Source organism: Ochrobactrum sp. SFR4, assembly GCF_019730395.1.
Lineage (GTDB): Bacteria > Pseudomonadota > Alphaproteobacteria > Rhizobiales > Rhizobiaceae > Pseudochrobactrum.
On record NZ_JAAPBB010000242.1, the window covers coordinates 1 to 422 of the forward strand.

Sequence of the window (422 nt, forward strand, 5' to 3'; positions counted from 1 at the left end):
ATTTAAATTGATTGCCTTTGGTTGCTTTTTGAATTTTTTGCAAAATGGCAAAGACAGGACTGATGCCTTTTGTCTTGGCGTCTTTCATCGTCTTTTCAATATCAATGCCCATCTTTTTTGCATTTGCGGTGAATGTGCCCGACGTGAATGTTTCTAACATACGTTCAAATTGAGTGGCCGCTTCATCAGAGCTACCAACCCCTTTACGAATGGCCTGCGCCATTGCAACAGTATTACGAACGCCAGTCTCGCCAGCCTCTCCAAGTCTTGACATTTTGGCGAGAAGAGCCGGAAGGCTTTTTGCCATATCCTCAACTTCAAACTCTCCAGCCTTACCGCCAAGAGCGATTGCGTCATATGCAGAAAGCATTTTATCGGCCGTAATGCCCATGTTGTTGCGTAAAGCAACAGTTGATCGGGCT

The 422-nt window shown here is 45.3% G+C and carries 1 protein-coding gene; it reads right to left on the reverse strand.

The features are described from left to right. A partial coding sequence (locus tag HBA93_RS18805) for a phage tail tape measure protein (RefSeq protein ID WP_286202057.1) occupies nucleotides 1–391 on the reverse strand: 391 nt, incomplete at its 3' end. Nucleotides 392–422: the final 31 nt, after the last annotated feature.